The sequence below is a fragment of the Rothia nasimurium genome (genome assembly GCF_014217215.1).
Taxonomy (GTDB): domain Bacteria; phylum Actinomycetota; class Actinomycetes; order Actinomycetales; family Micrococcaceae; genus Rothia; species Rothia avistercoris.
In genome coordinates this window covers 282816-303670 of record NZ_CP056080.1, presented here as the reverse complement: position 1 = coordinate 303670, position 20855 = coordinate 282816, and the positions used below count along the sequence as shown (strand labels likewise).

At 61.2% G+C, this 20855-nt stretch carries 19 protein-coding genes; 4 read left to right on the top strand and 15 right to left on the bottom strand.

What is annotated here, in order from left to right; translation table 11 throughout:
• Positions 1–62: 62 nt before the first annotated feature.
• From HWU94_RS01440 to HWU94_RS01395, 10 genes are all read right to left on the bottom strand, one after another.
• Positions 63–590, bottom strand: coding sequence for a DUF3180 domain-containing protein (locus tag HWU94_RS01440; protein WP_185173997.1), 528 nt, complete (start codon positions 588–590; stop codon positions 63–65).
• On the bottom strand, positions 587–1093 hold the full coding sequence (folK, locus tag HWU94_RS01435; protein ID WP_185173996.1) for a 2-amino-4-hydroxy-6-hydroxymethyldihydropteridine diphosphokinase: 507 nt from the start codon (positions 1091–1093) through the stop codon (positions 587–589). Before folK ends, HWU94_RS01440 begins: the two co-directional genes overlap by 4 nt.
• A complete protein-coding gene (folB, locus tag HWU94_RS01430; protein ID WP_185173995.1) occupies positions 1083–1493 on the bottom strand; it encodes a dihydroneopterin aldolase in 411 nt (136 codons plus the stop codon). The genes folK and folB overlap by 11 nt, the downstream gene beginning before the upstream one ends.
• Before the next feature lie 267 nt (positions 1494–1760).
• Complete coding sequence (gene folP / locus HWU94_RS01425; protein WP_185173994.1) at positions 1761–2654, bottom strand: dihydropteroate synthase; 894 nt, start codon at positions 2652–2654, stop codon at positions 1761–1763.
• Between the two features lie 114 nt (positions 2655–2768).
• Entirely contained in the window at positions 2769–3335 is a 567-nt protein-coding gene (folE, locus tag HWU94_RS01420) for a GTP cyclohydrolase I FolE (protein ID WP_185173993.1), read from the bottom strand.
• Positions 3335–5428, bottom strand: coding sequence for an ATP-dependent zinc metalloprotease FtsH (gene ftsH, locus HWU94_RS01415; protein WP_221625853.1), 2094 nt, complete (start codon positions 5426–5428; stop codon positions 3335–3337). Before ftsH ends, folE begins: the two co-directional genes overlap by 1 nt.
• A 177-nt stretch (positions 5429–5605) precedes the next feature.
• On the bottom strand, positions 5606–6157 hold the full coding sequence (gene hpt, locus HWU94_RS01410) for a hypoxanthine phosphoribosyltransferase (protein ID WP_185173992.1): 552 nt from the start codon (positions 6155–6157) through the stop codon (positions 5606–5608).
• Positions 6158–6241: 84 nt separating this feature from the next.
• Positions 6242–7435 carry a tRNA lysidine(34) synthetase TilS gene (tilS, locus tag HWU94_RS01405; protein ID WP_185173991.1) on the bottom strand — a complete coding sequence of 398 codons (1194 nt, stop codon included), beginning with the start codon at positions 7433–7435 and terminating at the stop codon, positions 6242–6244.
• Positions 7435–8562, bottom strand: coding sequence for a zinc-dependent metalloprotease (locus tag HWU94_RS01400; protein ID WP_185173990.1), 1128 nt, complete (start codon positions 8560–8562; stop codon positions 7435–7437). The genes tilS and HWU94_RS01400 overlap by 1 nt, the downstream gene beginning before the upstream one ends.
• Before the next feature lie 153 nt (positions 8563–8715).
• The gene (locus tag HWU94_RS01395) at positions 8716–9234 is read right to left on the bottom strand and encodes an inorganic diphosphatase (protein WP_185173989.1); all 519 of its coding nucleotides are present in this window, start codon (positions 9232–9234) and stop codon (positions 8716–8718) included.
• A gap of 208 nt (positions 9235–9442) precedes the next feature.
• On the opposite strand from HWU94_RS01395, the gene dacB reads away from it, so the two are divergent.
• Positions 9443–10843, top strand: a complete 1401-nt coding sequence (dacB, locus tag HWU94_RS01390; protein WP_185173988.1) for a D-alanyl-D-alanine carboxypeptidase/D-alanyl-D-alanine-endopeptidase — start codon at positions 9443–9445, stop codon at positions 10841–10843.
• Positions 10844–10931: 88 nt separating this feature from the next.
• Here the strand turns inward: dacB and HWU94_RS01385 are convergent, their stop codons facing one another.
• Positions 10932–12038, bottom strand: coding sequence for a CAP domain-containing protein (locus HWU94_RS01385; RefSeq protein WP_185173987.1), 1107 nt, complete (start codon positions 12036–12038; stop codon positions 10932–10934).
• Between the two features lie 405 nt (positions 12039–12443).
• Here HWU94_RS01385 and HWU94_RS01380 point away from each other — a divergent pair, with 405 nt between their 5' ends.
• From HWU94_RS01380 to HWU94_RS01370, 3 genes are read left to right on the top strand one after another with little or no spacing between them, the layout of a single operon-like run.
• A complete protein-coding gene (locus tag HWU94_RS01380) occupies positions 12444–16238 on the top strand; it encodes an AAA domain-containing protein (RefSeq protein WP_185173986.1) in 3795 nt (1264 codons plus the stop codon).
• Position 16239: 1 nt separating this feature from the next.
• A complete protein-coding gene (locus tag HWU94_RS01375; protein ID WP_185173985.1) occupies positions 16240–16968 on the top strand; it encodes a hypothetical protein in 729 nt (242 codons plus the stop codon).
• A gap of 36 nt (positions 16969–17004) precedes the next feature.
• On the top strand, positions 17005–17655 hold the full coding sequence (locus HWU94_RS01370) for a recombinase RecJ (protein ID WP_185173984.1): 651 nt from the start codon (positions 17005–17007) through the stop codon (positions 17653–17655).
• On the opposite strand, the gene HWU94_RS01365 is transcribed toward HWU94_RS01370, so the two are convergent.
• The 4 genes from HWU94_RS01365 to HWU94_RS01350 all read right to left on the bottom strand — a co-directional run bounded on the left by HWU94_RS01365 (position 17556) and on the right by HWU94_RS01350 (position 20843).
• Positions 17556–17969 carry a thiol-disulfide oxidoreductase DCC family protein gene (locus tag HWU94_RS01365; protein ID WP_185173983.1) on the bottom strand — a complete coding sequence of 138 codons (414 nt, stop codon included), beginning with the start codon at positions 17967–17969 and terminating at the stop codon, positions 17556–17558. The genes HWU94_RS01370 and HWU94_RS01365 overlap by 100 nt on opposite strands.
• A complete protein-coding gene (locus tag HWU94_RS01360; RefSeq protein WP_185173982.1) occupies positions 17929–19200 on the bottom strand; it encodes a glycosyltransferase 87 family protein in 1272 nt (423 codons plus the stop codon). Before HWU94_RS01360 ends, HWU94_RS01365 begins: the two co-directional genes overlap by 41 nt.
• 2 nt (positions 19201–19202) lie before the next feature.
• On the bottom strand, positions 19203–19571 hold the full coding sequence (locus HWU94_RS01355; protein ID WP_185173981.1) for an antitoxin HicB: 369 nt from the start codon (positions 19569–19571) through the stop codon (positions 19203–19205).
• A gap of 411 nt (positions 19572–19982) precedes the next feature.
• Complete coding sequence (locus tag HWU94_RS01350) at positions 19983–20843, bottom strand: HAD family hydrolase (RefSeq protein ID WP_244955988.1); 861 nt, start codon at positions 20841–20843, stop codon at positions 19983–19985.
• Between the last annotated feature and the right edge of the window lie 12 nt (positions 20844–20855).

Sequence of the window (20855 nt, the reverse complement as noted above, 5' to 3'; positions counted from 1 at the left end):
ATGTCAGGGTGTGGTCTACACCATTATGGCATGGAGGTGAGAAAGCTAAACCAGACGTTACCTTAGGACGAGACGTCCGGCTTATTACGAGCCAGGGGGCCGGTCTGCGGGCTGACCCCGCCGACCCCACCACCGGCGTCCTTATCCCCCGGAGGTACCTTGCACCAGTTCTCGGCGACGATACCGGCAACCAGCATCACCAGGCCGCCAGCGAGGGCAAGCAGGCTCTCGATGAGGGGTTGGGCGGTGGCACGGGCGGACGCCAGCCCCACCTGGTAGACCATAATCGCTACCTGCCAGCCGCCAACCAGGGCGCCGGTGAGGGCCAGGGCCTGGGCGAAGACAGCAACCCGGGCGGCCATGAGGGGGTTCATGGAACCGGCGTTCTTACGGGTCTCCACCCGGCTATACCGGTAGACCTGCCGGGCGAAGTAGAGGGCCAGACCTGCCAGGATGAGGGCAGCGACCAGGGTGAGGGCGGGCAGGGACAGCTCGGGGCCGCCTGACTGAGTGCTCAGGAGATTGAGGACCGCCCCGCTTGCAACGCCTACACCCGCTAAGAGGGCGAGGGCCCGGCTTCGCAGTTTCACGCGCAGACCACCGGTGCGGGGTGGAACTCGCGGATGCCACCGGCGTCCGCTGCGTCGTCTGCCAGCTGGCGTACCGATGAGCCGAGGAGCAGGGCTGAGGGGTCCATGCGGGCCCAGGGCTCCAGCACAAAGGCGCGTTCAGCGGCGCGCGGGTGGGGCAGGGTGAGGTCGGGGTCGTCCATCTCAAGTGAGGCGATATCGATGATGTCGATGTCAAGGGTGCGCGGGCCCCAGCGGACGTCGCGGGTACGGTGGTGCTTCTGCTCAATCTGCTGGGTGTATTCCAGTAGCAGGAAGGGGCGTAGGCTGGTTTCGATTTCGACCACCATGTTGGCGTAGTCGGGCTGGCCAGCCGGGCCACCCACAGCTGCCGTGATAGCGATAGGGGAAATCTTGGTTACCGCGATTTTCTCGTGGGAGCAGATATCACCAATCGCCTTGATGAGGGTGTCTTCGCTATCGCCCAGGTTAGAGCCCAGGGCAAGGATCGCTTTAACCGGCATGCTTCTCCCTAAAAATCGTCACCGACACATCAGCGAAGGTCACCTCGATAGGGGCCTTGGGCTTGTGCACGGTTAGTTCAACCGCGAGCAGGGGGAACTTCTCGAGCACAGCGGTAGCGATACGCTCGGCCAGGGTTTCGATAAGGTCGAGGGATTCACCGGTTACGATTTCGCGGATTACCTCTGCTACTTCGGCGTAGTTGACGGTGTGTGCGACGTTGTCGGTGGCGGTAGCCTGGGTGAAGTCCGTGAACATGGTGATATCGACGAAGAAGGGCTGCCCGGTCTGCTTCTCAGAGTCGAGCACGCCGTGGTAGCCCACGCTACCCACGCCAGTGAGCGTAATGCGGTCGGTACGGGAGTAATCTCGTTGGCCCGACGATGAGCTGTGATCGTGCATGGTCACCTTTCACCGAGTCTGGTTCACCGGTGGTAGTTCAGAGTTGAAGCGCCGGTGCTTTGTAGCCATTATCCACGCCCCGGGGGCACTGCCCAGTGACCGCTGCGTGTGCCCTTAGACATACCTAAAGACAGCCTCACTCGGGTATTTGCTGGGAAAAGCGGTAGTTAAGCGGGCCTAAAGTACGACCTCTAAAGCGCTTAAAGTCACAAAGACATTTTCATTTATGACGCTTCTGTGTCGCACCCGGCTACAGCCCAGCTACCCCTATCGGGCGGACGCCTGCCGCCAGGCTGCGCGTACGGCCAGGGCGTCGGCGGTTGCCTGCACATTATGCACGCGCACAGCCCAGGCCCCTGCCTCAGCAGCCATGACTGAGAGAGTCGCGCTGGCGACGTCCCGTTCGGTTGCCACTCGCTTAGCAACCTGATCTGCGGGCAGGCCGGAGGCAGCGGCGTCCTGCTCCTGCAGAAGCCTGGCAATAAAACGTTTGCGGGAACCGGCCACCAGCACCCGGTGCCCCTCGGCGGCCAGGGCCTGCAGGCCTGCCAGAATCTGCCAGTTCTGCTCTCCCTGTTTAGCGAATCCGGGGCCGGGGTCCAGAATGATCTGCTCGGGAGCCACTCCCCCGGTGATGAGCCGCTCGCGCAGGGTAAAGAGCTCGTTAAACACTTCAGCGGCAACGTCGGTGTAGACAGCCTGGGAGTCCATGGTGAGGGAGGTGCCGCGCGAGTGCATGAGGATATAGGGTACGCCCAGCTCAGCAACGGTCTCAATCATGTCTTCGCGCAGGCTCATCCCGGCAACATCGTTGATGATGTGGGCCCCAGCGGCGACGGCGGCGCGGGCGGTTTCGGGGTTGAGGGTATCAACCGACATGACGATATTCTCGGCGGCTAAAGCTTCGATAACGGGCAGGACGCGGCGCTGCTCCTCAGCCAGCGGCACCCGGGTGGCGCCGGGGCCGGTGGATTCCCCTCCCACATCGATAATGTCTGCCCCCTGGGCAACCAGGGCCTTGGCGTGCGCAACTGCTGTGGCGGCGTCCGTGTGCAGGCCCCCGTCAGAGAAGGAATCGGGGGTGACATTGAGAATACCCATAATTAGGGTGCGGTCGGTCGGTAGGTTGTCGTAGGATCCGTGCGCGTGAGGAAGAGTCATGCACCCAGGCTAACACCCGCGTCCCTGCCCGCCTTAGCCAAAGGGACCGCAAAACCTAAAAAGGACCGCATATTATGCGGTCCTTTTTTGAAAATCAGGTCCCCTTGGGGGACGTTAGGAGGCGTTGATCAGGCTCATTGCCTCGGCACGGGTGGCGGGGTCGCGCAGGACCCCGCGGACGGCACTCGTCACCGTCTTCGCCCCGGGCTTGCGCACACCGCGCATCGACATGCACATGTGCTCAGCCTGAATCACCACAATCGCACCGGTAGGCTTCAGGTGCTCTTCAAGAGCTTCAATCACCTGGGTGGTCAACCGCTCCTGCACCTGGGGGCGCTTAGCGTAGACATCAACCAGGCGGGCAAGCTTCGACAGGCCGGTAACCTTACCGTCACCACCGGGAATATAGCCAATATGGGCATGCCCGAAGAAGGGCACCAGGTGGTGCTCGCAGGTGGAGTAGAAGGGAATGTCCTTTACCAGCACCAGCTCGGAGTGGTCAATGTCGAAGGTCGTACCCAGAATGTCACCGGCGCTCTGGTGTAGACCGGCGAACATTTCGTCGTAGGCGCGGGCTACACGGGCCGGGGTGTCGAGCAGACCGTCACGGGTGGGGTCTTCACCGATAGCCAGCAGAATCTCGCGGACGGCTGCCTCGATACGGGGCTGGTCAACTGCCATTAACGGGGCCCTCCTAGGGGGTCAACGTCGGGGTTACCTGCGGGGCCTGCGGCACCGGGGTGGGGGTTACCGGGATCCATGGGGTCAACGGTAGGCTGCTGGACGATGGGCTCCTCGGCAACCGGGGTCTCGTCAGTCTCTGCCTTAGCCACCTTGACCGGGGGCAGGGCTGAGGGTTCGCGGTTGGACTTGGAGTACCAGTGGTCGCGTTCGGGGCGCTTGCGCACGCCCGCAAAGATTTCTGCCAGGTCGTTCTCGAGCAGGGTTTCCTTCTCAAGCAGGGCCAGGGAGAGGGCATCGAGTACGTCGCGGTTATCGCGCAGAATCTCGTAGGCCTCATCGTGGGCCTGCTCCAGCAGGGCTGCGACTTCCTGGTCAACCAGGTAGGCCATCTCGTCGGAGAAGTTGTTGCCGCCGCCAGCACCGCCGCCCAGGAAGGGGTCAGATTCCTTAGCTGCAAGACGAACTGAACCAACCTTGGCGCTCATACCGTACTCGGTCACCATCTTGCGGGCGGTATCGGTTGCCTTCTGAATATCGTTGGACGCACCGGTGGAGGGGTCGTGGAAGATCAGCTCTTCGGCGGCGCGGCCACCCATAGCGTAGGCCATCTGGTCGAGCAGTTCGTGGCGGGTGGTGGAGTACTTGTCGTCCTGGGGCATGACCATGGTGTAGCCCAGGGCGCGACCGCGCGGCAGAATCGTAATCTTGGTGACGGGCGCTGAGTTACGCAGGGCAGCCGCGACCAGGGCGTGGCCGCCTTCGTGGTAGGCGGTGACGGTGCGTTCGTGCTCGCTCATGATGCGAGAGGATCGCTGGGGGCCTGCCATGACGCGGTCAATAGCTTCGTCGATAGCGCGTTCGTCAATCACGTTGCCACCGTCGCGGGCGGTAAGCAGGGCAGCTTCGTTCATGACGTTGGCGAGGTCAGCACCGGTAAAGCCGGGGGTGCGCTTGGCGACGGAGGCAAGGTCAACGCGGCGGTCAATGGGCTTGCCGGCTGCGTGCACTTCGAGGATGCGCTGGCGGCCCTTGAGGTCGGGGGCGTCGACGCCAACCTGGCGGTCGAAACGGCCCGGACGCAGCAGGGCGGGGTCGAGCACGTCGGGGCGGTTGGTTGCCGCGATGACGATGATGTTAGAGGTGCCGTCGAAGCCGTCCATCTCAACCAGCAGCTGGTTGAGGGTCTGCTCGCGTTCGTCATTACCGCCGCCCATGCCGACGCCACGCTGACGACCTACGGCGTCAATTTCGTCGACGAAGATGATAGCGGCCTTGTTGGACTTAGCTTCCTTGAAGAGGTCGCGCACGCGGGAAGCACCCACGCCCACGAACATTTCAACGAAGTCAGAACCGGAGATGGAGTAGAAGGGGACGCCGGCTTCACCGGCTACGGCCTTAGCGAGCAGGGTTTTACCGGTACCGGGAGGGCCGTAGAGCAGTACGCCCTTGGGGATTTTGGCGCCCAGGCGGGTGAACTTTTCGGGTTCAGCGAGAAATTCGCGGACCTCTTCGAGTTCTGCCAGGGCTTCGTCAACACCGGCAACGTCGGCAAAGCGCACGGTGGGGTTGTCTTTGTTGAACTTCTTAGCGCGTGACTTGGAGAAGTTCATAATCTGGTTGCTGCCGCCGCCCATGCGTGACATCAGGAACCAGAAGAGGGCCACCAGGATCACGAAGGGCAGGATGAAGGACAGCATGGAGGTGAACCAGTTGGTCTGCACCGGTTGATCGGTATAAGACTCGAGGTTGGCGTTGTCCATGGCCGCAACGACGTCGGTAGCGCGGGGCTGAACGTAGTAGAAGCTCACGTTCTTGCCCTGGTTTTCACCGGCGGCGTTCACGTAGTCTTCCTTGAGTTCCAGGTCTACGCGCTGGTCGCCGTCGAAGATTTTGGCGCTGATGACTTTCTCGTCGTTGAGCAGGCTGATACCGACGTTGGTGTCAACGCGGGTTGAGGCTGCTAGGGAGTTTGAGAAGATCATGGGTACAGCAATGAGAACTGCCAGCAGTACCCAGAACCAGGGCCCTGAGATGAGCTTGCCGAAGAACCCCTTTTTCTTGGGGTCGGGGGTATTATCCGTATTCTGCACAGCCGCGCCTTCCACAAAAATAACGGGGCGGGGCGCCGTATGCGCCCCGCACAAAGGTAGCCCCAGCACCCCACAGTGGGTGCAGTTGGGCCTAGACCTATCTAATGTACCTAAAGTTGCTGGGTACTCGCTTAATGGCCCGGGATTTTCACCTCAGGGCTAAAGGGCCGGGTGGGCTTAGGAGTAGACGTGTGGTGCCAGGGTGACGATGCAGTCCAGGTTGCGGTAGCGCTCGGCGAAGTCCAGGCCGTAGCCCACTACGAATTCGGGTTCGATATCCCAGCCGACGTACTTAACCTCAACGTCGGTCTTGACGCTCTTGGGCTTGCGCAGCAGGGTGCAGATTTCGACCGAGTTGGCGCCGCGGGATACCAGGTTCTGCTGGAGCCACTTGAGGGTCAGGCCGGAGTCGATGATGTCTTCGACGATGAGCACGTCGCGGCCGGTCAGGTCGGTGTCGAGGTCCTTGAGGATGCGGACGACGCCGGATGACTTGGTGCCTGAACCGTAGGATGAGACGGCCATCCAGTCCATGGTGTAGTGGGCCTTGAGGGCGCGGGAGAGGTCAGCTACGACCATGATGGCGCCCTTGAGTACGCCGACCAGCAGTACGTCGCGGCCTTCGTAGTCCTTGTCGATTTGGGCGGCAAGTTCCTTAATCTTGGCGTCGATTTCTTCTTTGCTGAAGAGAACGTGCTTGATGTCGTTCTGTACGTCGAGTGCGTCCACGGTTGATCGCTTTCTGCTGGTTCAAAGGGTGTGCGCCCTGCCCTGTTGGGTAGGGCAAAGCGCGTATTCACCTTTAAGTATGGTTTATGGGGCGGTGTTGAGTAAAACGATGAGGCCGGTTTTCTTGAGGTTATAGCTCTGACCTGCCCGGGTGATAGTTGCACCGGGGCGGCGGCGGTAGGCAGAAATATGTCCGGGCAGCTGGAGGGGGCCGGCAGTCGAGTGGTCGCCAGCGAAAGCATCGAGGGCGGCAAGACGCTCAAAGCCCGGGGCGATGCCGCCGGCTTGTTCAAGAGCTAGGGCGAGGACGCGGGTGCGCAGGGCCGGGTGCAGGGCGGCAAGCGCGGCGCGGTTGAGCAGAACCATCTCTCTGCTAGCCTCCACCCCGAGCAGGCCCGCGACATCGGTGCATGAGGGGGCGAGGGCGTCCGGGTCCACTAGCACTTCGGCCAGGGCCTGGCGGGCGGCGGACGCCAGGTAGTCGGCGTCCGCACCGGCAATGGTCGCGGTTCGGGCCAGGGACACAGCTACTCCGCCACCCAGGTGTTCTTCGAGGTAGGGCAGGACGCTGTGGCGCACGCGGGCGCGCATGAGCGACTGATCGGTGTTGGTGGGGTCCTGCCAGGGGGTGAGGCCCGCGTCAGCGCAGATCTCTTCGATGTCTGCCCTGCGCAGGGTGAGCAGGGGGCGGATGACCCGTACGGGGCCGGCGGGGTGGTCTTCGGTGCGGTCCACGGGCATACCCGCCAGGGAGCGGGTGCCAGAGCCCCGGGCCAGGCCCAGCAGCACGGTTTCAGCCTGGTCGTCGAGGGTGTGGCCCAGGGCAACGGCGTCCGCCCCGGTAGCGGCCAGTGCCCGGGCGAAAGCACCGTATCGGGCGGTACGGGCCGCCATTTCGGGCCCCTCCTTACCCTCTTCAACGGTCACGGTTTCTACCAACACCGGGCTAAGGCCCAGCTCCCGCAGAATCTGGGCGGTGCGCTCGGCCACCTGGGCGGAGCCGTCCTGAAGCTGGTGGTCAACCACGACCGCCCCCACGCGTACGTCCTGCCGCCGGTTGAAGTGAGCCAATAGAGCCGCTAAGGCCAAGGAGTCGGGGCCACCCGATACGGCAGCCAGCACCAGGGGAACCTGCCCTGCTTCTGGGTCTGCGCCCGGGCGTCCTGACGAACCGGTGGGAGCAACCGTACCTGCCCCAAATACCCGCTCCAGCACACCGGCGACCTCGCGGCGGGCAGCTCCCACCAGGGGGTTCAGACGGGTTTTACGCTGCTGCACTAGTTCTTCTCTTCCTCTAAATCTGCACCCAGCACCCGCTCAATCCATCGGGAAGGGGCGTGAACTTCGGCTACGGTGGGTAGGTTCTCGGGAGCCTGCCAAATACGGTTGAAACGCTCCATGCCCGCTTCGTCGATTACGGCCTGCACAAACTTTTGGCCGTTCTTGTACTGGGCCATCTTGGCGTCCATGCCCAGCAGCTTGCTCATAAAGCGGGGGAAGAAGCCCTGGGTCTGGCTGCGGCGCTCAAAGCGGCGGCGGATGGTTTTAACGGAAGGGACGATGGAGGAATCAACGGCGTCCATCACCACGTTGGCGTGGCCCTCCAGCAGGCTCATGACGCCGGTGATACGGTCCAGCAGTTCCTTGCCCTCGTCGCTGAGCAGCAGGGCAGCGCCGCTAGTGGCAGCCTCGGGGCTAGCCCCGGATGCTTCCTGTTTCTTCATGCCCCACACCGCCCCGGTTGCGGCAGCGGCAATGCGCTCAGATAGGTTTTCGGTGGTCTCCCCCAGTTCGCGACCCAGGCGATGCATGAGATCCAGAAGGTAGTCACGCAGCCAGGGGGCAGCGGCAAACTGCACCCGGTGGGTCTGCTCGTGCAGGGCAACCCACAGGCGGAAATCCGCCGGGTCAAGATTCAGCTCTTCTTCCAGCTTCATCAGGTTGGGAGCCACAATCATCAGACGGCCGCCGGCTGCCCCATGACCGGCCAACGCTGCGTAGGGGTCGTACTGGCCCAGGACGCGGGTAGACAGGAAGGCCAGCACACCCCCAATTTCTGCCGCCCCGCCAATCTCGGTCACAGCGTGCTCGGCGTCAGACAGTTGAGCCAAACGGCGCCCCAGCACTTCTTCGGCGATGGGGCCCAGCATAACCTCAAACGACTGGGTGTTAGCTTTCACCCAGGTAGCCCTATCAACAATCAGCAGCTCAGAGTCGTGCAGGTTCTCAGCCGCAGCCAGCTGCGTAATAGCGTGCACATGGTCAACAGCAGCGGTTGCCGCATAGCGCATCTCTTCAACAGCCCGCCGCTTAGCCGCGGCCTCAGCGCGCGGGCCAGCCGGAGCCAGCACACCGGCAATCTTATGGGCTAAAGAAAAATTCAGAGGCAAGGAAGGTGAGCTCATGCCACCCCACTCTACCGGCTCCTAGCCACCCCAGCCTACCCAAGCCGTCCACCGGCGTCCGCCCCCTTAAAGGGGTGGAGGCTGGACCCGTGCAGGGCCCAGCCTCCTATCCCGGTGGGGGCACTAGTTAGCTTTCGCTACCCCACCAAGTCTTTAGTTCTCGTCTGCTTCAGCTTCAGCAGCGGACTCATAGTGCGACTTCTCAAAACGTACCTGAGCCTCAGCTACCAGCTTCTCAGCGAAAGCGCGGTCTTCCCAGCCCTCGCCCTTAACCCACTTACCGGGCTCCAGATCCTTGTAGCGCTCGAAGAAGTGCTTGATTTCTTCCTTGAGCTGGTCAGCAACATCGCCGATTTCCTGGATGTGGTCGTAGCGCTTGTCTGCGGGAACGCACAGAACCTTGTCGTCGCCGCCAGCTTCATCGGTCATACGGAAAACACCGATGGGGCGGGCTTCAACCAGCACGCCAGGAACAACGTCAACATCGAGAATAACCATGGCGTCGAGCGGGTCGCCGTCTTCGCCCAGGGTGTCCTCAAAGTAGCCGTAGGCGGTGGGGTACTGCATGGAGGTGAACAGTACGCGGTCCAGACGCAGGCGACCGGTTTCGTGGTCAATTTCGTACTTGACGCGTGAGCCGCGGTTAATTTCAATCGTGACGTCGAGTTCCAAGGGGAACCTCCTGGTTGAGTGGTGTGTTTGACCCGCGCTACGCGCGAGTGGTTCGGCATATTAGTCTAACCGAGAACCGGCAGGCTGTACCCTTTTTACAGGGCAGGCGCGCTAGTGTCACCTGTATTACATGCCTCTGCTTCCAAGATCAGGCATATACCCTATATAGAGGGACCCCTTCGCCCAAGAGCTAACCTGTGGAGGTTTCATGGCCACTTCTCACCGACGCCCCCTGACCGCCTGGGTGGTTACTGCCCTGCTCGCAGCCGGGTGCGTAGCCGCGGGCGCCTGGGCTGTACCAGCCTGGCAGGAGTCCCAGGACCTCCGCGAATCCTCGGTAGCCCCTGATATCACGGCCTCGCCGGTTGCGGTGACAGAAGCAAGCGCCGGTGCTGCCCTCGATTCAGCGGCCCTGAGCGCAGAGCTCGATAGCGTCCTTGACGGTTTAGGCCAGGGGGTTTTCTCAGCCCAGGTTCTTGATGCAGAAACCGGTCAGAGCCTCTACTCCCGTGAGGCCCAAGCGAGCCGAACCCCGGCGTCCAACATGAAGCTGCTCGTGGACTACGCCCTACTAACCACTACACCGCAAGCCCGCTTCACCACATCCGTTGACCTCAACGACGACTCAACCCTTACCCTGGTTGCCGGCGGCGATACCCTACTGGTGCCAGGGCACTCCGACCCCACCGCGGTGATGGGGCACGCCGGCATCGAGACCCTAGCAGAACGCACCATCGAGGGCCTTAAAGAGCAGGGCATCAGCGGCAAGGCCCTTACCCTCAACCTGGACACCACTATCTTTTCCGGCAGCTCCCTTAACCCCGAGTGGGCCCAGGAAGATATCGACTCCGGCTTTATCAGTGCTGTTACCCCCCTCGCCTTTTACTCCCACTACTCCCCCACCAGCGACGGAACCGCATCAAGCGGCAGCCGCCCCAGCAACGCCCCGGCAGAAGTGCAGCAGGTGCTGGTAGAGGCTCTCAATAGGTTAGGAACGGACGCCGGGCTCACCTTCACCGCGGGCGAGCAAGTTGCAGCCCCCAGCAGCGGACGCGAGATTGCGGCCGTGCAGTCAGCCACCGCCGCAGAGCAATCAGCCCTCATGATGCAGGAATCGGACAACTCTCTGGCAGAGACTCTGGGGCGCAACCTCTCTGCCCTCACCGGCGGCGACGGCTCAAGCCAAGGGGCAACTACCGCCGTACGCGAGGCTCTCTCTGCCGCCGGCCTACCCACCAACTACACCCAGGTTGACCTCAGCGGCCTTTCCATGAACAACAAGGTCAGCAACGAACTGCTCACCAGCATTGCCCTGCGCGCAGTCAATGGAAGCACCAGCGAACGCCTCACCCTGCAGGGCCTGCCGGTAGCCGGCTACAGCGGAACCCTGGGCCTCTCTAGCCGCTTCAACGACGCTGACGAGGTCGGCGGGCGCGGGGTCGTCCGCGCTAAAACAGGCACCCTGAACTCCGTACTGTCCCTCACCGGCTACACCGTCACAGAATCAGGGCGGATACTGGTTTTCTCGGTTATCATGAACGACATTGAAGACACCGATGCCGCCAAAAACACCGTGGACCGGTTCGCAGCAACCCTCAGTAACCAGTGAGTATAGGCAGATATTAAGACGGCGGCCCCACAGATGTGGGGCCGCCGTTCGCGTCGATGTCTAGGTGCCTGCGCCTAGAAGATGGTAGTTAGCTGACCCAGGTACCGCGAGCTTGGGTCCAGTTGATGGTGGTACCGTTTGCAAAGGTTACGCGGGTAACGCCGTCAGGCCAGCGGACCTCGTCGGTCACGGGGAAGCCCAAGGTGCCGGGGCCGCCCATGGCGTACCAGCGGGCTGAGATTGCGCCGCGGTCATTGATGACGCGGGCACCGGTTGAGGGAGTCCAGTACACCGACATGATGCCGTTGTTCCGGGAGAAGTCCTGGCGGACGCTGCCCCAGAAACCGTATTCGGAGTTCATGGGGTAGCCCCAGTTACGCTCAAAGTCATTCTGTGCGTAACGGCCACCGATGGCCCCGCGCCAGTAGACGCGCTGAGCGCCGTGCTGGGGTGACCAGTAGATGGTTTGGCTGTTGGAGAAGTTCTGGATGAGGCCACCGTCGATGGAGCCGAACTGGTTACCCAGGGGCTGACCGAAGGTAGCGGCACCACCGTTTGCATGGTAGTAGTTGGCAATTTCACCGGTGATGGGGAAATCAGTCGAGGAAGAGCCACCCGAGCTAGCGGTGATGGTGGAAACATAGTCATTGGGGCCACGGCCCGATTCGTAGCGGTAGATACCAACGTTGCCAAGTACGCGCCAGGGCAGGGAGGTACCGTGACCGTAGCAGAACCCGATACCGATGACATTCGCCTGAGGCGCCAGAATAGCAGCGCGGTGAGGGGGTGAGCTCTTCCAGAAGTTGAGGAGCTGATTGAGGTCATCGTTATAAGAAAGAGCGATCACTTCGCGCACAAAGCTGTAGCCCTGCACCTTGGAGTTATAGAGGAACTCAGTGCCGTGGGAGAAGGCTCCTGCCTTGAACTGGCGGATAGCTTCACCCTCCATGACAGAGGCAACGGTTGCTGAGTGCTTGACTGCACCCAAGCCGTTCTGGGCGCGGTAGGCATTGATGAGGTTGAGCAGGGTCTGCTGGTCGGCAGCGCGCTGGGCGGCAGTGACGGTGCGAATGTCTGATGCGGCGGCAGTTGCTGCGGTGATTGCGGTGGTAGCAGCTAGGCCGGTGAGGGCAAGGATGGCAGCCTGTCGGCGAGTTGGCTGAACAGCTCGTGTGGTTTCAAGAAGGCTCTTCATACGTGCTCCTGTTTCTGGTGGTAATGAGCAGGGAATTTTGCTGAACACAACTTTATAGAACTGTGACCTATTTTTGACCATTTTGTGATGGTTTTTTGGATGAAATTTGACGCGGATCTCAGGCTGAAAAAATATAAAGTTTACTTATTTACATATATCGACATGTCGGCCTAGTTAATCGGGACAACGCCAAAACCCTGAAGCCCAATATGATTAAAATTTGCATCTATGATGTAGATTACATCTATAAGATTCTTGTTCTATACTGACCAGCAATTTATAGAATTTATGTTCTAAAAACCGCAATTGGTACATACCAATTGTGTACGGATTGTGCCACTCCTGAGCTCCCTAAAATGTCAGCCTCCCTTGCTAGCCTTGAAGACAGCAACCTCTAGGAGCCCCATGTTCTTCATCGATGCAGATTCCGCACCGTCGCCGCTAGTGTCTGGCCTTGAACCCCTTGGTAAATCGCTGGTCTACTCAGCCTCTGACCTGGTGCTCTCAGCCCAGTGCCAATTTGCCGCCCTCTATGCTCTTGACCAGGCGTTAGGCAGGGTACCCCGTCTCGAACGCATTGAAGACCCCCAGCTTCGCAGAGCTGCAGCCCTGGGTGAAGCCCACGAACAGCGCGTCCTCGATGACTTTCTCCAGACCTACGGCAGCTGGGACCCAGCCTCGGGCCGGGGAGTGTATCAGGTTGAGCCCCCGCCTACCTACACTCGGCAGGCTCTCGAAGAAAAACGGGAAGAAACTCTCGAAGTGCTGAGGGCAGGCGCAGATGTTGTCTTCCAGGCCAGCTTCTTTGACGGTTCCTTTCACGGGCGTGCCGACTTCCTTGTAAAGCAGTCCGACGGGAGCTACCGGGTGGTTGACACTAAGCTGGCACGTACAGCTCGCGTCCCTGCTCTCCTTCAGGTCGCTGCCTATGCCGACCAGCTCCACCGCGAGAGCATCCCCTGTGACCCTTACGTCTCGCTCATTTTGGGTAACGATATTGAGTCCCTGCACGAGCTTGCTACCCTCGCACCGGTCTTCGAGCAGAAGCGCCAACGCCTCGTAGAGCTCCTCACCGCCCATCGGGAGCCGGGGGCTTCCCCGGTGAGCTGGTTTGTAGAAGCCGGTAGCCCAGAGATTACCCGGTGCGGGCGCTGCGATACCTGCCAGGTGATGGTGCGAGAGCATCGCGACATGCTGCTGACTGCCGGCATGACATCGCGGTCGCGGCAAGCTATTTACGAGCGCTGTGGTGTGCAAAGTATCGACGAGCTAGCTTCCTTAGCGGGCCAGCCCCAGCTCCCTGGGCTGGTGCGCCGCTATGCGGAGCAGGCAGCCCTACAGACCGGTGTGTCGGAGCCTGACGGGGCAGTGGTGGTTGAGAAAGAGGGGCAGGAACATACTGTCTCTTACAAGCTCCTACCCCGGCACTCTTTACGTATGCTTCCGCGGGCGAGCGCGGGCGACCTTTTTATTAGCCTGCGGTCTGACCCGCTCTGGCGCGATAAGAAGGCAGCCCACCCCTCCCTTGCCTGGGGTTTAACCTATCTCCTAGGTGCTGTGCACCTGGCTGAGCAGCCCGGCGAAGAGCCCCTCTTTAGCCAGTTTTGGGCGTCTGACCGGGTGGCAGAAGGGCGGCTGTTAGCCGATTTTCTCGGCATGCTGCACCATCAGCGTCAGCTGAACCCCGGCTTGCGGGTCTATTACTTTGGGGCGTCTGTTATGGCTGCTCTTCAGCAGTTGGCGTCGGTGCACGGGGTTGGCGAAGCTTATCTCACCGATATGCAACGAGAGGGTGTTTTTATTGACCTTTCTGAGGTGCTGCGCCGGTCGATGCGTTTGAGCGAGGGCACCCGGGCACTGACCGCTATTGAGCCCCTCTACGCCCAGAGGCTTGAGCCTGACCTTGATATTCCGGTGACGGCCTTTGCTGATGTAGCCGAGGCAGAGAAGGAAGGGCGTGCTGAGCAGGCCGAAGCTATGCGCTCTGCACTTGCTCGTAGTCTGTATCGCACGGGTCTGTCTCTGTCTCAGTTGCGTGCCTGGTTGCTGGGGTTGGCGGGCCGATCGGTCGACGATGAGCTGGTGCAGCCCGCTCCCCTGGCTGATCTGAATGAGCTACTGGTGCAGGCGGGTAGGGCTGAAGACGAGACGGATACTGAGCGGGTTCTACGCCGGTTTGTTGAGGCTCTGGACGCCGGTGGCGAGTTGGAGCCGCAGAAGCAGGCTGTTGCTATGGTGGCTACGGCGACGGGCTACCATCGTCGCGAGCGCCGTCAGTTCTGGTGGGATCATTTCAATCGCCTGACGGCTCCCCGTGAGGATTGGGAGGACGCCCGTGATGTGGTTTTGCTGGGGCGATTGCAGGTGGTTGCCGATTGGCATCGTCCGGAGCGGGCACGATCCACGGTGCGTTTGCTAAGCGGGGTGGCGAGGGTCGCCCCGGGCTCGTCGGTGAAGGTGGGCGATAGCAATCTCTTTGCCATGTATGCACGCCCTTTTCCCCCTTTTTTGGAGCGGGAGGCTCGGCAGCAGGCTTTAACCTATGCGGCTCTGCATGAAGGGGTACTGCCGGTGGAGGCCGAGCGGGCCGGTGCCTTTAATACCGAGATTGTGGAGCTGGAGGAGATTCCGGAGCATGAGGCGGGTCAGCCCAATCTGGTGCGGATTACGGTGCGGGAGAGTTTGAAGGCCTCAGACGGTGAGCCGGCTGAGCCTTACTCGCATCTGCCGATGGCGCTAACTCCCGGGCAGCCTATTCCGACGCAGGCCCAGGAGCAGGCTCTACTTGAATTGGCGGCACGTACCGCCCGGGTGCTGCCTGAGTTACCGGCATCGGCGGGTACCGATATGATTCGTCGTGTTCCGCCGCGACTAGTTGGGGGCGGTGTTTTGCCGCGTCCGCAGGATTTTGTAGAGACGCACGGTTCTCTTGCGACGGTGCAGGCTATTTATCAGGCGGTGAGCCAGCTCGATCGGTCGTATGTAGCGGTGCAGGGCCCTCCGGGGTCGGGCAAGACCTTCGTGGGTTCTCATGTGATTGGCCGTCTTGTGGCTGCGGGCTGGAAGGTGGGTATTGTTGCCCAGTCTCATGCGGTAGTTGAGAACATGCTGCTGGGATGTATTAGTAATGGCCGCGTAGACCCTGACCAGATCGCTAAGGGGGCGGGCAAGAGCCAGATCCCGAATTTCCCCTGGCGCGAGGTTCGCAACCCCGATGTTTCCAGGTTCATGGATGAACCAGGCGGTCGTATTTTTGGCGGCACGGCCTGGGATTTTGCCTCTGACCGCAAGTTCCGGTTTGAGGGGCTTGATCTTCTGGTGGTTGACGAGGCGGGTCAGTATTCCTTAGCCAATACGTTGGCGGTGGCCCGTTCGGCTAAGAACCTGCTGCTCCTGGGCGACCCCTCCCAGCTACCCCAGGTCACGCAGGGCACCCACCCCTACCCGGTGGACGAGTCTGCCCTGGGCTGGCTTTCAGCGGGCCGTACGGTGCTGCCTGAAGAGTTTGGCTATTTTCTCGATGTTACCTGGCGTATGCACCCTGCCCTGTGCGCCCCGGTCTCGGATCTGTCGTATGAGGGGAGGCTGGCGTCCGCACCCTCGGGCACCGAGAGGCACCTGGAGGGGTGGGATCCCGGGGTCTATCTGCGCACGATAGAACACCGGGGTAACTCAACGGCTTCGGTCGAAGAGGCCGATGAGATTGTGGCTTTGGCCCGCGGCTTCCTGGGGCACCTGTGGACTCCCCATCTTGCGGCCCCCGAACAGGCAGCGCCTCTGGCCCCCTCAGACATTATTGTGGTGGCAGCCTATAACGCCCAGGTTGATACGATTCGGGCGGCCCTGCTGGAGGCAGGGCTAGCGGACGCCGACGGCGGGGGTGTGCGCGTCGGTACGGTTGATAAGTTCCAGGGGCAGGAAGCCCCGGTGGTGCTGGTGTCGATGGCTGCCTCGAGTGCCGGTGATAGCCCCCGCGGAACCGATTTTCTGCTCTCGCCCAACCGGTTGAATGTTGCCCTGTCTCGCGGCATGTGGGCGGCGGTGGTGGTGTGTTCAACCCGGTTTACCGACTTTCTGCCCACCAGCCCTGAGGCGCTGGCCCTGCTGGGTGCCTTTATCCGCCTTGAGCGGGCAGCCCTGCCCTTCCCCGATGAGGGGGAGGCTGGCGTCCGCCCCGATACCCCCACCGTTAGGAGTTAGCATGCCCCTCTCCCCCACCCACCGTAAGCGCTCCCCCTATCTCTTTCACTTTGATGGGCAGACCGTGGCCCTGGGCGAGCCCCGCTACCTGCAGCGTATCGACGAGCGTCTTCGCGAGCAGGGGTACGCCACCAGGCCCACCTACTGGGACCAGGCCTACCAGGCTGATTTGGCAGCATCCAGCCCCGAGGATGCCGAGCACGGCCAGTTTGCGGCGCCGAGCGACCCGGCCCAGCTCAACAGCGTGGGGGTTTCGTGTAGTAGTAGCGAGTTCTGGTCTGCCATGTATGCCCGCAGTTTTGACGCTACGCCCTGGGGCGGGGAGGGAGACACCCTCTATATGCCCCAGCTACCCGACTGGCTAGAGCGCACCCGGGCCTGGACGCTTGACCCTCTAGCCCCGCAGGACGGCCCCGGCGACCTAGACCCGGCAGGGGGCTGGGTGCGGGTGCGGGATCAGTCCGGTGCGGGTGCGCCCCTGGGGCTCTTCCAGCTCACGAGCCCGGATTATTTCTGGGTCTTTGGGTCGGCTCCCGACCTCAAACAGGTGGTTCACCTGTGCCGGGAGTTGGGGCGCGATTTATCCGGCTTCGATACTGCCACCGCCTATCTGGGCTATGACCTGACCTGCAGTAGCGTCCGACTGCCGATTGAGTGCGCCCAGCCGTTGCAGGAGCAGCTCTTCCTTGCCGGGGTGGACGCCGAAACCCTGCTCTGGGGTGAGGGTTAGTTTTCTGCCCGGTGACTCTAGGGCATACTGAGAAGCATGTTTGTACTGACCTTCATTGCCCGCTCGTCCCAGGGTTCGGTGCAGGAGCACCTCGCCGACCTGGAGAACCGTCTCGAGCAGCTGGCCCCTGCCGTTGCTTTTACCCGCACCTACCCTGATGAGGTGCAGGGGGCGTTCGATAATGCCCAGGACGCCCTGGCCGCCGCCCTGCTCGGGGCGCGGTTTACCCGGTTTTGGGTGGGTATCGGCGCCGGTGAGCTGGTGCGGCCACGCTTCGCGGCGGCCCTGGGGGCGGTTTCTACCCCGGAGTGTTCGGGCTCTGCCTTGAGTCTATCCCGGTCGGCGGTGGAGCAGGCCCAGACCGGTGCCCCACCGCGCGGTATCTGTGTGCATGCTGAAGGGCAGGGCGTCCGGGCCGACCAGGTAACCGGCCTGTTGCGTCTGCTCTACCGGGTGGCGTCCGCCCGTACCGAAGCCGAGTGGCGGGTGATTGACCTGCTCGTGCCCGGTGTGCGCGGGCAGCAAAAGGCGGTAGCCCAGGCTCTGGGAATTACCTCCCAGGCGGTGAGTAAGACCCTGGTGCGGTCCTACTGGCATGAGGAGCTGGCTTCTCGCGAGCTCATCGCCGAGCTGCTTGAGGGCTTGAGCTGGCAGGCGGTGGAGCGGTTGGTGGAGATTCGCAGGTAGACTCTCTCAGCCAGCGGGCGCAGCAGGGGGTTCTTCAGGGCGGACGCTGCCACCCGCACGGGCGCGTACCGGCTGGTTGCGAGGGCTAGGGCGATGGCGAGCGCCCCGTAGGCCACCTGCCCGGTGGGGGTGATAAAGGGGATTTGGCGCATGAAGCGTTCGAGGTCGACGCCGTGCTCTTGTAGGCGGTCGTAGTGCCCGGCCTGCACCCGGGCACCTAGGCCCAGGTGGGTGAGTACTCGGGCGGCTTTTTGGCAGATGCCGCAGTCGGGGTCATAGAGCAGGACGCCGGTGGCAGGCTGGGAGTTGATCACGATGGGCCTTTCTCTGCGGGGGCAGGTATAAGACCACCATAGCAAGCAGGGCAAGCAGCACCAGAGATGAGCGCATTATTTCAACGGGTATGACCGGCCAGCCTGCGTGAGCTGCTAGATCACCCAGGTCTGTGAGCTGAGCCAGGCAGGCTAAAGCCCAGATAATGGCCAGAGCACGTGCAGCTCGCCCACGAGTAACCAACACTGCAAGAGTGGGTATAACCCAGACCCAATGGTGCAACCAGGAGACCGGGGAAAGCAGGCAAGTAGCACAGCCGAGTACTGCGGCGGCAGCAAAACCATCACCACACGCTAACTCTCGGTGGGCCTGGGAAAACGCTATCGCTACAATAGCTAGCAGTAAGGGTGCTAACAGGAGCAGAGAATGGGTACCTACCCAGCGTTCAGCCACGCCCTGCAGAGAGCTGTTACCCGAAGTAGCGAAGTTGGTTCCTAAATCGACAACATTTTCCAGGCCAGAGAGTTTAGACCCAAAATAGGTTGAACTGGGTTCAGGCAGGAGCAGGAACCCCAGGACTACGGTAGCTAAGGCTGTCGCCGTGGCCGTCAAAGCCGGGCGCAGGCGTCCGCTTACCCAGAAGAAAAGAATAAAAAGAGCCGGAGTCAGTTTGATCCCTGCTGCCAGCCCAATCAGCACTCCGCGAGGCAGATAGCGGGTCTGTGGGCGAACCATGTCGATGAGGCAGAGAGAAACAAGAAGCAGATTAATCTGCCCAAAGATAAGATGCTGAGCTACGACGTTCAGGGGTAAGGCGAACAGGTAGGTGACGGAGAGTGCCGCAGCCAGGCGGACGCCGGTGAGGTGCGGGCGCACGTAGATGAGACTGAGCAAGAGCAGGATGCCCAGCGCCAGGCAGTTGAGGAAGGTCCAGACTCCAATCCCTAGCGGCTCCGGCAGCCAGGCTAAAGGAATCAGCAGCAGAGCGGTAAAGGGCGTGTACACAAAGGGGAGACCCTGGGGTACGTACACCCCGGTAATGTTCTGACTATAAAAGTCAGCCCCGGAAAGCACAGCTACCCCGGTTCCACGGTAGACTCCGTAGTCAGCCGGATTAAAAATGAGGGTTGAGTCCAGGAGTGAGCAGCGCACCCAGGCGGTAGCCAGAGCTAAAAGGCAGAGAGCAACCGCCCCTGCACAATAGTTCTTAAGAGCGGAACAGCTCACCCCCTGAGAGCCCTGATGCTGGTTATTAACGAGGGTGACGCTCATGTCTAGGCGGCCTGGAGCTGCTGAACGCGTGCTTTTGAAACTTCAAGAATCGCTGCCGTCTCACCTAGCGAAAGCCCATCTTGTCTGAGTTGCCGCACGACTTCTCGAATCTTTGCTGCAGCTTCTTCTTCTTTTTGCTGGGCGAGTTTTAGGTCTCGGCGAGCTGACTCAAGTTCCTCAGATACTTTTTCATAAATCAGGTGAACCCGAATAGTAGAAAAGTCGATATCGGGGTAGAGGGTTCCCATATAGTCAATTACTTGCTGGCGGGCAGAGGTAAGACTACGCACCTGGGTAGCATTATCTTCATCGATAATGAGTTCCCATCCACCTGCCCAGGGACGCGCCAGAACGTTAAGATCGGTTTTCATTCTGCTCTTTCTCCTTAATAGTTTTTAAAGCGTTTCGTGTAACGGCGGGCAAAATCTCGCGAGTCTGCGTGATGATAACTGGCCGTGAAATACCGGGGTAAGACCATTTCTCATGGTCCTCTTTTCCTTCACTTCGAGTAAACCCCGCAGCTACCAGCAAAGCCACAAGATCCCTGTATTTCATGGGCTTAACCATAAATGCAGTATATCCCCCCCTACACCCAATAGGTATAGAGGGGATATATGGGGGGCTTATTCATTAGGGTAGGTGGAGCAGGCTCACAGCGAAGCTGCTGGCTCGGATGAAGCGAGCGGGTGCGTCAGCTCTCAAGAGCGAACGGAATCACCTGAGCTTGCGAAGGTGAGAGCCTGCGGAACCCCTTATGAATAAGCCTCATGAGCCTCATGATTTTAGAGCAGGTCCCGCAGGATCGGCACCGTGCCGTCCTCGTAGACCGAACCGGTGACGTCCGTAGCCAGCTCCGCCACCTCGGGCAGGGCCTGGCCCATGGCAACACCGCGGGCAGCCCAGTGGATCATTTCTTTGTCGTTGAGGCCGTCGCCGATGGCGATGGTGTGGCGGGGGTCCACGCGCAGCTTGCGGCGGATCTGTTCCAGGGCGGTCGCCTTCGACACCCCGTGTGCAGCTACATCGAGCCAGGCGCTCCAGCCCACCGCGTAGTTCACCCCGTGCAGGCCCGAATCGTAGATAGCTCGCTTGAAATCATCGGGGGTGTCTGCGGGTGAGCAGACCACTACACGCACGGCCGACTTCATCGCGGCCATCTCGGTGCGGGTGGTCTTCACGGTATTCACGCCGAAGGACCAGTCCTCAAAGTTATCGGTAGCATAGACCGTTCCGTCGGGTGCTTCCAGGGCTAAGGACGCGTGCGGCAGCTTAGCCTTGAGCAGGGTAATGGCGTTGGAAGGGTCGAAACTGACCTTGTCGATAATGCGGTAGCCAGCCTCTAGGGAGGGATCGATGCTGAGGGTAACCGCGCCATTGGAGCTCACCGCGTAGCCGCGCGTCAGCCCAATCATCTCAACGATGGGCAGGGTGGCGCCCAGGGAGCGCCCGGTGGAAATCACCACGTGGTGGCCCGCGTCCACGACCTCCTGCGCAGCTTTTTTGACGGCCTCGCTCATCGCGCCGTCGTGGTTGACCAGGGTACCATCAACGTCGATAGCAACCAGGTACTTGGCGCCTTCTTCTTTCTGCCAGGCAGAGCGGCGCAACGGCAGGGCTTGCATGTCTTTGATCTCTGAAATCATCGGTGTCTCTTT